The sequence below is a fragment of the Streptomyces sp. NPDC021115 genome (assembly GCF_044333065.1).
Lineage (GTDB): Bacteria > Actinomycetota > Actinomycetes > Streptomycetales > Streptomycetaceae > Streptomyces.
Genome location: NZ_JBIRQF010000003.1, coordinates 850,713 through 863,339, shown reverse-complemented (window position 1 = coordinate 863,339; position 12,627 = coordinate 850,713). Strand labels below are relative to the sequence as shown.

The 12,627-nt window shown below is 72.1% G+C and carries 9 protein-coding genes; 4 read left to right on the top strand and 5 right to left on the bottom strand.

The annotated features are described in order from the left end of the window. Window positions 1–160: 160 nt before the first annotated feature. Window positions 161–1,330, top strand: coding sequence for a CapA family protein (locus ACH4TL_RS13860; RefSeq protein ID WP_398327289.1), 1,170 nt, complete (start codon window positions 161–163; stop codon window positions 1,328–1,330). A 15-nt stretch (window positions 1,331–1,345) separates the two neighbouring features. Here the strand turns inward: ACH4TL_RS13860 and ACH4TL_RS13855 are convergent, their stop codons facing one another. The 4 genes from ACH4TL_RS13855 to ACH4TL_RS13840 all read right to left on the bottom strand — a co-directional run bounded on the left by ACH4TL_RS13855 (window position 1,346) and on the right by ACH4TL_RS13840 (window position 7,846). Beyond that, window positions 1,346–3,883: an ATP-dependent Clp protease ATP-binding subunit gene (locus ACH4TL_RS13855; RefSeq protein WP_398327286.1), complete on the bottom strand. Its 2,538-nt coding sequence runs from the start codon at window positions 3,881–3,883 to the stop codon at window positions 1,346–1,348. A 31-nt stretch (window positions 3,884–3,914) separates the two neighbouring features. Beyond that, the gene (locus tag ACH4TL_RS13850; protein ID WP_398327283.1) at window positions 3,915–5,033 is read right to left on the bottom strand and encodes a PP2C family protein-serine/threonine phosphatase; all 1,119 of its coding nucleotides are present in this window, start codon (window positions 5,031–5,033) and stop codon (window positions 3,915–3,917) included. Between the two features lie 62 nt (window positions 5,034–5,095). Then, entirely contained in the window at window positions 5,096–6,412 is a 1,317-nt protein-coding gene (locus ACH4TL_RS13845) for an MFS transporter (protein ID WP_398327280.1), read from the bottom strand. Window positions 6,413–6,448: 36 nt separating this feature from the next. Further along, entirely contained in the window at window positions 6,449–7,846 is a 1,398-nt protein-coding gene (locus ACH4TL_RS13840) for a M20 family metallopeptidase (RefSeq protein WP_398327277.1), read from the bottom strand. Between the two features lie 222 nt (window positions 7,847–8,068). Here ACH4TL_RS13840 and ACH4TL_RS13835 point away from each other — a divergent pair, with 222 nt between their 5' ends. From ACH4TL_RS13835 to ACH4TL_RS13825, 3 genes are all read left to right on the top strand, one after another. Further along, window positions 8,069–8,968 (top strand): LysR family transcriptional regulator, encoded by a 900-nt coding sequence (locus tag ACH4TL_RS13835; RefSeq protein ID WP_398327274.1) that lies wholly within the window; start codon window positions 8,069–8,071, stop codon window positions 8,966–8,968. Between the two features lie 73 nt (window positions 8,969–9,041). Beyond that, a complete protein-coding gene (gene sigJ / locus ACH4TL_RS13830; RefSeq protein WP_398327271.1) occupies window positions 9,042–9,914 on the top strand; it encodes an RNA polymerase sigma factor SigJ in 873 nt (290 codons plus the stop codon). A 71-nt stretch (window positions 9,915–9,985) separates the two neighbouring features. After that, a complete protein-coding gene (locus ACH4TL_RS13825; protein ID WP_398327268.1) occupies window positions 9,986–11,068 on the top strand; it encodes an NAD(P)/FAD-dependent oxidoreductase in 1,083 nt (360 codons plus the stop codon). A gap of 5 nt (window positions 11,069–11,073) precedes the next feature. Here ACH4TL_RS13825 and ACH4TL_RS13820 read toward each other — a convergent pair whose 3' ends face one another. After that, the gene (locus ACH4TL_RS13820; protein ID WP_398327265.1) at window positions 11,074–12,534 is read right to left on the bottom strand and encodes an aldehyde dehydrogenase family protein; all 1,461 of its coding nucleotides are present in this window, start codon (window positions 12,532–12,534) and stop codon (window positions 11,074–11,076) included. Window positions 12,535–12,627: the final 93 nt, after the last annotated feature.

Below are 12,627 nucleotides of genomic sequence, written 5' to 3'. Positions count from 1 at the left end.
CATACTCCTGATCCGATGGGCTGCCCCGAACGAGGGGCCCATCGGGTGCTTCCGGTCTGCCGTTCCGGTGAAACTCGACACCGCTCCGCTGGGTGATCTTCTGTCGTGCATATAAATACGACAAACCACCCATTTGCCCCTCGTGAGTGCGGAGTGAATCGTGTTCCCTCACCGACGTCGAACGGCGATATTCGTGGCCGCCCTGCTCGCCGCCGCCACCGCGTGCGGCAGTGGCGGCGGTCCCGCCACCGGCCACGCCGAGCAGAAGCCCTCCGAGTCAGCCCGCGCGGCACACGCCGTGTCCCAGAAGAAGTTCACCCTGGTGGCCACCGGCGATCTCCTCGCCCATGCCTCCGTCATCCGCCAGGCGCGCGCGGACTCGGGCGGCGAGGGCTACGACTTCCATCGCATGCTGGTCGGCGCCGCGCCCGTGGTCGCCCGGGCCGACCTGGCGATCTGCCACATGGAGACGGTGTACGGGGCGGCCGGCGGGCCGTTCACCGGATATCCCACGTTCAAGACCCCGCCGCAGATCGCCGGTGCGATCAAGGAACTCGGCTACGACTCCTGTTCCACGGCCTCCAATCACACGCTGGACGCCGGGACGGAGGGCGTGACCCGCACCCTCGACGCCCTGGACAAGGCCGGTGTCCGGCACACCGGGTCGGCCCGGTCCGCCCGTGAGAGCACCACCCCGGCCGTCATGGAGGCCGGTGGCGCCAAGGTGGCCCAGCTCGCCTACGCGTACGGCACCAACGGCATCCCGGTGCCCGAGGGGAAGCCCTGGCTCGTCAACCTCATCGACGCCGACCGCATCATCAAGGACGCCAGGGCCGCCCGCCGCGCCGGGGCCGATGTGGTCGTGGTGTCCGTGCACTGGGGCACCGAATGGCAGCAGGCGCCGGACAAGCTCCAGCTGTCCCTCGCCAAGAAGCTCACCGCGTCCAAGACCCACGGCCGCCGCGACATCGACCTCATCATCGGCACCCACGCCCATGTCCCGCAGGCGTACGAGAAGGTCAACGGCACCTGGGTGGTCTACGGCATGGGTGACCAAGTGGCGGGCGTGATGCCGGACGAGCGCGGGCAGATGGGCTCGGCGGCCCGCTTCACGTTCACCCCGCCCACCGCCCAGGGCAAGTCGTGGCAGGTGGAGAAGGCGGAGTTCATCCCGCACGCCGTGGACAACGACCCGATCGCCGTGGTCAACCTGCCCCGGGCGCTGGAGAAGAGCCCCGGCAACAGCCACTACACCCACGCCCTGTCCACCATCCAGGAAGCGGTCCTCAGCCGGGGCGCCAAGAAGGACGGTCTGACCATGGGCCGCTGACCGCAGGCCCGGCGGTCAGGTGGCCGCGGGCTCCTGCTCGATGTGGAACGCCAACGCGTCGTTCTCCACGTCGACTTCGACGGGGCTGTGCGGCCGCAACTCGCCGCCCAGCAGCATCCGGGAGAGCGGGTTGTCGACCTCACGCTGGATCGTACGGCGCAGCGGGCGGGCGCCGTACTCCGGCTGATGGCCGTGGCGGGCAAGCCAGTCGACCGCGGCTGCGGTGAAGTCGATGGGAATGTCCTGGGCGCGCATCCGGCGGCGGGTCTCCTCCAGCAGCACATCGGTGATCTGGCGCAGCTGTTCGTCGGCGAGGCGGCGGAAGATGACGATCTCGTCGATGCGGTTGAGGAATTCGGGCCGGAAGTGTTCGCGCAGCGGGCGCAGCACCCGGTCGCGGCGGGACGCCTCGTCGGCCTCGGCGTCGCCGCCGCCGAAGCCGAGGACGGAGCCGCGGCCGGTGATGGCCTCGGAGCCGAGGTTGCTGGTCATGACGATGACGGTGTTCTTGAAGTCGATGGTGCGGCCCTGGGCGTCGGTCAGTCTGCCGTCGTCGAGCACCTGGAGCAGGATGTTGAACACGTCCGCGTGGGCCTTTTCCACCTCGTCCATGAGCAGCAGTGCGTACGGCTGGCGGCGCACTGCCTCGGTCAGCTGTCCGGCCTCCTCGTGGCCGACGTAGCCGGGTGGCGCGCCGACGAGGCGGCTGACGGTGTGCTTCTCCTGGTATTCGCTCATGTCGAGCCGGATCATGCGGTCCTCGCTGCCGAAGAGCGCCTCGGCGAGGGCGCGGGCGAGTTCGGTCTTGCCGACGCCGGTGGGGCCGAGGAAGAGGAAGCTGCCGCTGGGGCGGTGGGGGTCGGCGAGTCCGGCCCGGGAGCGCAGCACGGCGTCGGCGACGGCGGCGACGGCCTCCTCCTGGCCGATGACCCGCTTGTGGAGGTGTTCTTCGAGGCCGAGCAGCCGCTCGCGCTCCTCCTGGGTGAGGCTGCTGACGGGGATGCCGGTCTGCCGGGAGACGATGTCGGCGATGTCCTCGACGGTGACCTCGGAGACCCGGGAGCCCTGGAACTGGGTGCCGGAGCCCTCGGTGATGCGGGCGCCGAGTTCGGCGATGCGGTCGCGCAGTGCGGTGGCGCGCTCGTAACTCTCGGAGGCGACGGCCTGGTCCTTGTCGCGGGTCAGCTGGTCGACCTCGCGCTCCAGGGCGCGCAGATCGGTGCCGCGGGCGCTGGAGCGCAGCCGTACCCGGGCCCCGGCCTGGTCCATCAGGTCGATGGCCTTGTCCGGGAGGAAGCGGTCGGTGAGGTAGCGGTCGGCGAGTTCGACGGCGGCGAACAGCGCCTCGTCGGTGTAGCGGACCTGGTGGTGTGCCTCGTGGCGGTCGCGGAGCCCGTGCAGGATGGAGACGGCGGCCGCGGGGGTGGGCTCGGGGACCATGATGGGCTGGAAGCGGCGGGCGAGGGCGGCGTCCTTCTCGATGTACTGGCGGTACTCCTGGAGTGTGCTGGCGCCGATGACATGCAGTTCGCCGCGGGCGAGGGCGGGCTTGAGCAGATTGCTGGCGTCCATCGTGCCGCCCTCGGAGCCGCCGCCCGCGCCGACGACGGTGTGCAGTTCGTCGATGAAGATGATGAGTTCGTCGGAGTGGACGCGGATCTCGTCGATGATGGCGGTGAGGCGCTGCTCGAAGTCGCCGCGGTAGCGGGTCCCGGCCACGACGCCCGCGAAGTCGAGCTGGATGACACGGCGGCCGAGCAGGATGTCCGGCACATCGGCGTCGGCGATGCGCTGGGCGAGCCCTTCCACGACGGCGGTCTTGCCGACGCCCGCCTCGCCGATCAGGACGGGGTTGTTCTTGCCGCGCCGGGCCAGCACCTCGATGCTCTGCTCGATCTCCTCGTCGCGGCCGATCACCGGGTCGATGCGGCCCTCCCGGGCCAGGTCGGTCAGGTCGCGGCCGTACCGGTCGAGGGTGGGGGTACCGCGGCGGTCCGCCACGGGCCGCTGGTCGGGGCCCGGGCCCGGGGCGGCACGGCCGGCCGGGGGCGTGCTGCGGGGTTCGAAGTGTGCGGCGTGGAGCATCTGCCCGGCGGTGGAGTCCCGGTTGGCGGCGAGGGCGATCAGTACGTGTTCGGGGCCGATGTACGAGGAGCCGCGGGCCCGGGCGATCTCGTGGGCGTCGAGCAGCGCCCGCTTGACGGCGGGCGTGACGGCGACCGAGCCGCGTGGCGGGCCGTCCCCGGCCTGCCGGTCGATGTCGGCGGCGAGCCGGTCGGGGTCGGCCCCGGCGCGGGACACCATGGTGCGCGTGGGTTCGGCGGTGAGCGCCGCGCGCAGCAGGTGTTCGGTGTCGAGGTCGGTGCTGCCGTGCTCGGCGGCGTACGACGCGGCGGAGGAGACGAGGTGGCGTGCGGTCTCGCTCATGAGCCGGCCGAAGTCGACATGGCGATCGGACCGCTGCCCGCCGGGCCCGGTTCCGAGGAAGCGTGCGAGGAAGTCGCCTAGTGGGTCTGGCCCGAAGTCCTCAGGGCCATCGTTCCCGCTGCCCATATCACCACTTTAGCGGTGGTTCGCGCGGCGGTCAGCTTTCCGGGTGACGGCGTTCGAGGACGACCAGGGCGGCGTCGTCGCCCTGGTGCCCGCCGATGTGGGCGAGCAGGTCACGGCGCAGATGGTCGACGAACCTCCGGGGTCCCTCGCCGTCCCAGGTGTGGAGCCGCTCGGTGAGCGGGTAGAAGGTTCCGTCGGCGTCACGCGCCTCGATCACACCGTCGGTGTACAGGAGCAGCAGATCGCCCGGTTCGAACGGGTAGTCCTCGACCTGGTAGCGGCCTGCCGCCAGGTGGCCGAGGCCCAGGGGCAGCGCGGGGGCGCGCCCTTCGAGGGATTTGATGGTGGAGTCGCGCAGCAGGAACGGCGGCGGGTGCCCGCAGTTGACCACCCGTACCACCGGCTGGTCGTCGGGGATCTCCAGCACGGCGGCGGTGACGAACGACTCCCCCGCGCCCGGTGCCCGGTCGGTGGGTTCGGTGCGCTCCGCGGACAGGGCGGCGTCCAGGTGTGCGACGAGTTCGGGCAGCGGTACGGGCCAGTGGGCGATGGCGCGGAAGGCGCCGAGCACCAGTGAGGCGTCCGCGACGGCGGTGAGGCCGCTGCCGCGCACATCGCCGATGATCAGGCGGGTGCCGTTCGAGGTGCGGGCCGCCGCGTACAGGTCGCCGCCTATCTCGGCGCCCGGCTCGGCGGCGAGGTACACGGAGGCGATGCGCAGCGGGCCGACGCGGTCGGGCAGCGGGCGCAGCAGGACCTTCTGCGCCACGTCGGCCACCGCCCGGACCCGGCTCAGCTCGCGGGCGTGCCGGTCGAGCACGGCGCGGAACAGCACGATGAGGGCGGAGACCGAGATCAGGGTGAAGAGCTCGGCCATGCGGTTGGACGCGGTGAGCCGGTCCTGCCCGGCGTTGATCCCGATCTGGGCGCCCACGGCCACCAGTCCGATACCGCCGGTGAGCAGCGGTCCGGCGAAGGACGCGGTCATGGCGGGGGCGGCGATGAGCAGAGGGCTGAGGCGGACACTCGCCGGGCTGAACACATCGCCGAGCACGATCAGGACGATGAGTGCCAGGGGGATCGCGACCAGGGCCCGTCTCCCCTGTTGCCCTGGCCGGCCGAGTTCCGGGGCACCCTGCCGAATATCCACATCTACTACTTACGCCTCCCCCGGCCTCCTGCGCCACCCCCGTTTCGTCACAGCCCGCCGGGTCAGCGGATGCCGAACCGGCGGCGGGCCATCACCACGGCGGCCAGGCTGACGGCGGCGAGAGCGGCCAGATACCAGGTGACGGCGAGCTTGTCGCCGGTGAGGTCGACGAGCCAGACGATCACGACGGGGGTGGTGCCGCCGAACAACATCACACCGATGTTGTAGCTGAGCGACATCCCGGTGGCGCGGCTGGAGCGCGGAAACAGGTCGGAGAGCAGGGCGGGCAGCGCCCCGAAGTATCCGGCCTTCAGCAGGCCGATCAGGAACATCACGCTGAGCATCACTCCGAATCCGGGGTGTGCCACCAGGAAGGCGAACACGGGGCGGATCAGCAGCAGGATCAGCACGGCGGAGACGGCCATGACGCGGATCCGCCCGACCTTGTCGGAGAGGTGGCCGACCAGGGGTGTCACGACGGTGAGGACGGCGCCGGTGACCATGGTGGCGGCGAATCCGGTGGAGGCGGGCAGGTCGAGTTCCTTGACGGCGAACACCGGCATGTACGTGATCAGGTAGGTGATCGCGGTGGAGACGGCGAGGGCGGCGACGGCCAGCAGGAGGCGCCCCTTGTGGTGGCGCAGCACCTCCGCCACCGGGCCGTGCTCGGCCGCGGTGTCCTCGGCGTCGGCGAAGGCCGGGGCCTCGTCCACGAAAGCCCGGATGGCGTAGCCGACGGGCCCGATGAGCAGGCCGAAGAAGAACGGCACCCGCCAGCCCCAGGACTCCAGCTGCCCGGTGGTCAGCGTGCTGGAGAGCACGGTGCCGAAGGTGGCGGCCAGCAGGGTGCTGATGCCCTGGCTGGCGAACTGCCAGCTGGACATGAAGCCGCGCATCCGGGGCGCGTGCTCGACCAGGAACGCGGTGGCGCTGCCGAATTCGCCGCCCGCCGAGAAGCCCTGGATGAGCCGGGCCAGCAGGATGCCGAGCGGTGCGGTCAGGCCGATGGCCGCGTATGTGGGCATGACCGCGATGAGCAGGGTGCCGAGCATCATCAGCTTGATCGACAGCATCAGCGCGGCCTTGCGGCCGACCCGGTCCGCGTACCGGCCGAGGACGACGGCGCCGAGCGGGCGCACCAGGTAAGAGATGCCGAAGGTGCCGAACGCCAGCAGCAGCGAGACGGTGTCGTCGGCGGACGGGAAGAACAGCTTGGCGATGGTGGCGGCGAAGAATCCGTAGATCGCCACGTCGAACCATTCGAGGGCGTTGCCGACCGATGCGGCGATGATGACGCGATGCGGCTTGACCGGGGTGCCGGGACCGGTGGGGCCTGTCGCCTCGGAGGCTGCGGTGGTGCCGGTGTTCGTCGCGTCCAAGGCGGGCTCCAGGGGGTTGCGCGGGTCCGTGTGGGGTCAGGCGTGTGGTGTCGGGCCCGGGGTGCTGTCCCCGAGGTCCCAGAACAGGCCCGCCATGATCTGGAGCGCTTCGCGGGCGAGCGGCGCGAGCAGATGCTCGTCGGGCGCGTGCTGGGCGCAGGCGGGGTAGGAGTGCGGCACCCATACGGTGCACAGGCCCAGCTCGTCGGCGAAGGCGTCGTTGGGGATGGTGCCGCCGAGGTTGGGCAGGATGGCGGGCGGTGCGCCGGTGGTGTGCTCCACCGAACCGGCGGCCCAGCGCACCCAGGGGTGGTCGGGGTCGGTGCGGGTGGCGGGCATGGCGCGGCCGACCTCGACGTCGACCATGGGGTAGCCGTGCTGGTCGAGGTGGTCGCGCAGGGCCTTGCCGAGGTCGGCCACGTCGGTGCCGACCACGAACCGCAGCTGGCAGTGGGCGACGGCGGCCCCGGGGATGGCGCCCACGGGGGTGTCCGGGTTTCCGGCGCCGAGGGAGAGCACCTCGAAGGTGTTCCAGCCGACGAGCCGCTCGGCCGGGGTCAGGCCGGGCTCGCCCCAGTCCTCGTCGGTGTCGGGGTCCTCGGCGCCGCCGCCGACCGGGAGGTCGGCCAGCGCGCGCCGCACGGCGTCCGGGATGGCGGGCGGCAGCAGCGCGGGGACCAGGATGCGGCCGCGGCCGTCCACGATGGTGGCCAGCGCGCCCGCGAGGACGGTGGCGGGGTTGCGCAGCAGCCCGCCCCAGTTGCCGGAGTGGTGGGCGCGCTCACGCAGGTTCACCCGCAGGGTGAGCTGGGCGGCGCCGCGCGAGCCGAGGAACAGCGTCGGGCGCTCCGCCCGGACGCGGGGTCCGTCGGAGGCGATCAGCAGATCGGCGGCGAGGTCGTCGCGCAGCTCGGCGCAGAGGGCGCGCAGCCCAGGGGAGCCGCACTCCTCACCGGTTTCGATGAGCACCTTGAGGTTGAAGCCCAATCGGCCGCCGCGGGCGCGCAGCACGTGTTCCAGGGCCGCCAGGTTGACGGTGTGCTGCCCCTTGTTGTCGGCGGCGCCGCGTCCGTACCAGCGCTCGCCCTCCACCACCAGGCGCCAGGGGTGGAGGCCGGTGCGCCACCGGTCCGCCTCGGCGGGGACGACGTCGGCGTGGCCGTAGGTGAGGACGGTCGGCAGGCCCTCGTCCTCGTGGCGTTCGGCCACCAGGAAGGGGCCGTATCCGGGGGCCGGGTTGTCCACGATGCGGGCGGTGGCGCCCAGGCGTTCGACGGCCGGGACGATTTCCTCTTCGAGATACGTGTGCAATGAGCGGAGCGACGCCGGATCACCGCTCTCGGTGGGGAGTGCGACCCGTCGTGACACATCCGCGAGAAAGGCGCCTGAGTCGAAGTAGTCGCAGGCATGCTGGATTGCTGCGGAACGCGTCACCGAGGGCCTTCCTGGTCACTGGATCGCCCTACGGGAAAATGAATTCCAGCAGGGCTCGGATATGAAGCCGGTATGACGACGACAGGTTAGTGAGCCGTCTTCGGGCGCACAATTACCGGTCCGAGAAGGCAGCCTTGCCCGCGCGGCAATGCGGCCCCGGCCTCGCGGCGAGGCGGCCCCTGACCGCGGCGGTGGGCGGCCGGGCGGGTAGGGTCACCGGCCATGCATCTGTCCGGGACCTCGCTGCGCTACTTCCTGGAGGTCGCGCACACCGGTTCCATCAGCCAGGCGTCGGCGCGGCTGCATGTGGCGGCCTCCGCCATCAGCCGCCGGATCGCCCGGCTGGAACACGACATCGGGGTTCCGCTGTTCGAGCGGCAGCCCCGGGGCATGGTGCTCAGCGAGGCCGGTGAGCTGCTCGCCGCGTACGCCCGGCGCAGCCGTCTGGAGTCCGAGCAGATCGTCGCCGACCTGCGCGGTCTCGGCGGCCCTTACCGCAGCACCATCCGGCTGGCGGGCTCCGAGGGCTTCGGGCGGGACGTGCTGCCGGAGGCGGTCGTCACGTTCCGCGAGAGCCATCCCGGGGTGCGGTTCCGGCTGCGCGTGACCTCGCCGTCGGGCGCGACCCAGGAGGTACGGGACGGAACCGCCGATCTCGCCCTCACCTATTCGCTGGGGCCCGAAGAGGGCATCAGGGTGGAGTACGCGCAAACACATCCGATCCACGCCCTGATGCCGGCCGGTCATCCGCTGGCGGAACGGGCGGAGATTTCGCTCGCCGATCTGCTGCCGTATCCGCTGGCGCTCATGGAACAGGGCACGACGGTGCGGCAGCTCTTCGATATCTGCGTCGCCGCGGAAGGTCTGGAATTCGAGCCCGCCTTCATCAGTAATTACTCCGGGGCGCTGGACGGATTCGTCCGCAGACACGGTGGTGTCACCCTGGCCGGATATCTGACCTACCGGGACAGACTGGACGCCGACGGGCTGGCCGCGGTGCCGCTGGTCAATCCCGAGCTGTCGCGGCGCAGCGTCCAGATCCAGTCCATGGCCCGCCGCACCCTGCCCGCGGCGGTCTCCGCCTTCCTCGACCATCTGATCGGGCTCCTGGACACGGCGTGATGTCACACTCCGGGCCGCCGCGGCGTCTGGTGTTCGCGAGAGACGCGCACACGAGACGCGAGAGGATCGGGCCATGGCCGAGCTGGCGGAGTTCGAGGAGCAGCGGGGTCGGCTGTGGGCCGTCGCGTATCGCATCACCGGGTCGGTCGCCGACGCCGATGACGCCGTGCAGGAGACCTGGCTGCGCTGGCAGGCGCTGCCCGGGGACGAGGTGGCCGACCCGCGCGCGTATCTGACCACGGTGGTCAGCCGGATCTGCTACGACCTGCTGGGCTCCGCCCGCGCCCGCCGCGAGGCTTACGTCGGGCCGTGGCTGCCGGAGCCGGTGGTGGCGGGCGACGGCCCGGAGGACCGGGTGACGCTGGACGAGTCGGTGGGCTTCGCCCTGCTCACGGTGTTGGAGCGGCTCACCCCGGCGGAGCGGACCGCGTTCATCCTGCACGATGTGTTCTCGGTGCCGTTCCCCGAGATCGCCGAGGTCGTGGGCCGGTCCCCCGAGGCGGTGCGGCAGCTGGCCTCGCGCGCCCGCAAACGGGTGCGGGCCGAGGCGCCGCGCCGCTCCGTGGACCGCGGCGAACACCGGCGCGCGGTGGACGCCTTCCTGGCGGCGGTGATGGGCGGCGATCTGGACGGGCTGCTGAAGGTGCTCGACCCGGAGGTGGTGTGGCGCTCGGACGGCGGCGGGAAGGCCGTGGCCTCCCGGGTGCCGATCCTCGGGAACGAACAGGTGGCCCGCTTCGCCCGGCGACTCGCCCGTGGCCTGGGCCGGGAGGAGATGTCCATCCTGCGGCGGGAGGTCAACGGCGCCCCCGGGCTGGTCTTCGTGGACGCGGCGGGCGAACGGACCGTGGTGTTCGCGTTCACCGTGCACGACGAGCGGATCACCGCGATCGACGTCGTCGTCAACCCCGACAAGCTCCGCCACCTCGACCTCCCGAGCCTGTGACCGGCGTCACCGTCACACCCGGGCGGGCCGTGGCGTCCCTTGGGTGAACACCACTTGAGGAGGCCACCGACATGGAGAAGCAACAGGTTCTGGTGCTCGGCGCGGGCTACGGCGGGCTGCTGGCCGCGCTGCGCCTGGCCCCGCACGCCCACGTCATGCTCGTCGACCCGAGCGACCGCTTCACCGAGCGGGTCCGGCTGCACGAACGGGCCGCCGGGCGGCCCGAGGTGACACATCCCCTGACCGCGCTGCTGCGGGGCACCGGCATCACCCACGTCGCCGCCCGCGCCACCCGCATCGACCCCGCCGCCCGCCGGGTGGACACCGACGACAGCCGCCGCCTTCCGTACGACCGCCTGGTGTACGCGCTCGGCAGCCGCACCCCGGATGCCGGCGAAGCCGCCTTCACTCCGGAGACGGCGGCCGAACTGCACAAGCGGCTGCTGGACGGTCCTGGTGAACTCGCCGTCGTCGGCGGCGGGCTCACCGGCATCGAGCTGGCCGCCGAACTCGCCGAGAGCCACCGCGACTGGCGGGTGCGGCTGCTCACCACGGGCGAGATCGGCGGCGGTCTTTCCGCCAGGGGCCGCGCCCATGTCGTCAAGGCCCTCGGCGCGCTGGGGGTACGGATCGAGGAGGGCCACCGCGTGGCGCGCCCCGAGGACATCGACGCCGACACGGTCGTGTGGGCCGCCTCGATGAGGGCGAACACCGGGCTCGCCGAGGACGCCGGGCTCGCCCTCGACGCCGCCGGGCGCATCCGGGTGCACACCGATCTGCGCTCGGTGTCCCACCCCGGGATCTACGCCGTCGGGGACGCGGCCGCGGTGACCTCACCGCTCGCCGGACCGCTGCGGATGGCCTGCGCCACCGCCCTGCCGGCCGGCTCGCACGCCGCCTCCGCGATCATCGCGGAGGCGCGGGGACGGCAGCCGAAGCCGCTGGCCTTCCGCTATGTGCTCCAGTGCGTGAGCCTGGGCCGCCGGGACGGGCTGGTGCAGTTCGTACGCGCCGATGACACCCCGCGGAACCTGGTCCTGCGGGGCGCCGCGGCCGCCCGCGTGAAGGAGCAGGTGGTGCGCTCGACCGTGCGCCTGCTACGGCTGGCGGCCCGCCGCCCGGACGCGGTCGGCCGCGTCCCGGGCATGGGCTGAGGCCATCAGAACGGGTAGTGGGCCTGCTGGGTGGCCAGGGTGATCCAGCGGGTGTCGGTGAACGCCTCGATGCCCCAGCGGCCGCCGAAGCGCCCGTACCCCGACTGCTTGATGCCACCGAACGGGGCCTGCGGTTCGTCCGCCACCGACTGGTCGTTGATGTGCACGATGCCGGTCCGGATACGGCGGGCGACCCGCAGCCCGTGGGTGCCGTTCTCGGTGATGATGCCGCAGGTCAGTCCGTGGTCGGTGGCGTTGGCCAGGGCGATGGCCTCCTCGTCCTCGGCGAAGGTGGCGACCACGCACACCGGGCCGAACGCCTCGGCCTGGTAGAGCTCCATGTCCTCGGTGACCCCGCTCAGTACCGTGGCCGGGTGGACCGAGCCCTCGGGGGCGCCGCCGCCGGTGAGCACGGTCGCGCCCTTGGCCACCGCGTCCCGCACCAGCGCCGCCACCCGCTGCGCGGCCTCGGGGCGCACCAGCGGGCCGACCACGGTCGACGGATCGGCGGGGTCGCCACAGGGCAGGGCGGCGACCTTGGCGGCGAACTTCGCGCTGAACTCCTCGGCGAGGCTTTCGTGGACGAGGATGCGGTCGCCCGACATGCAGATCTGGCCGGAGTTCATGAAGACGCCGAAGGCGGCGGCGTCCACGGCGTAGTCCACATCGGCGTCGTCCAGCACGATGATGGCGTTCTTGCCGCCCAGCTCCAGGACGGCGGGCTTGAGATGGCGCGCGGCGTGGGCGCCGATGACGCGGCCGACGCCGGTGGATCCGGTGAAGTTCACCATCCGCACCCGCTCGTCGGCGACCAGGGCCTCGGCCACCTCGGCCGCGTCCTCGGGGGCGTTGGTGACCACGTTGAGCACACCGTCGGGCAGCCCGGCGTCGCGCAGGACGTCGGCGACGAAGAGCCCGCAGGCGAGCGGCGCGTCCTCGCTCGGCTTCATCACCACGGTGTTGCCCGCCGCGAGCGGGGCCGCGACCGAGCGGACGCCGAGGATGACCGGCGCGTTCCACGGGGCGAAAGCGGCGACGACGCCCATGGGTTCCCGCACCGCGAGCCCCAGCGCGCCCGCCTCCTGGGCGCTGAGCACATCGCCGCGCGGCGCGGTGATGGCGGCGGCGGCCTCGCGCAGGATGTTGGCGGCCAGCGCCACGTTGAAGTGGGCCCAGGGCGCGGTGCCGCCCGCCTCGTGCCGCATGAGCTCCGCGGCCTGCTCGGCACGGGACTCCAGCAGGTCCGCCGCGGTGAGGAAGATCTTGCGGCGGGCGAACGGGGCCGTCGCCGCCCAGTCCGGGAACGCCGCGTCGGCCGCCGCCACCGCGCGCGCCACGTCCTCGGGGCCACCGGCCGCCACGGTGGCGTACACCTCGCCGGTGTACGGGTCTACGTCGTCGGCGGTGCGGCCCGAGGCGGCCGGAGTGTCCTTGCCGCCGATCAGCAGGTCGCGGGTGATGGTCATTCCGGTGTCCTTCGCAGTCGCGTACCGAACAGCCCGTGCGCGTAGTGAACTTGGGTTCACTGTCACGTGTGCGCGCCAGTCTCCGTCGCCGTT

Bases quoted from the DNA above. Each gene is read 5' to 3' on its own strand.
- ACH4TL_RS13855 (WP_398327286.1), bottom strand. From the start codon at position 3,883: ATGGGCAGCGGGAACGATGGCCCTGAGGACTTCGGGCCAGACCCACTA.
- ACH4TL_RS13835 (WP_398327274.1), top strand. From the start codon at position 8,069: ATGCATCTGTCCGGGACCTCGCTGCGCTACTTCCTGGAGGTCGCGCAC.
- sigJ (WP_398327271.1), top strand. From the start codon at position 9,042: ATGGCCGAGCTGGCGGAGTTCGAGGAGCAGCGGGGTCGGCTGTGGGCC.
- ACH4TL_RS13825 (WP_398327268.1), top strand. From the start codon at position 9,986: ATGGAGAAGCAACAGGTTCTGGTGCTCGGCGCGGGCTACGGCGGGCTG.
- ACH4TL_RS13820 (WP_398327265.1), bottom strand. From the start codon at position 12,534: ATGACCATCACCCGCGACCTGCTGATCGGCGGCAAGGACACTCCGGCC.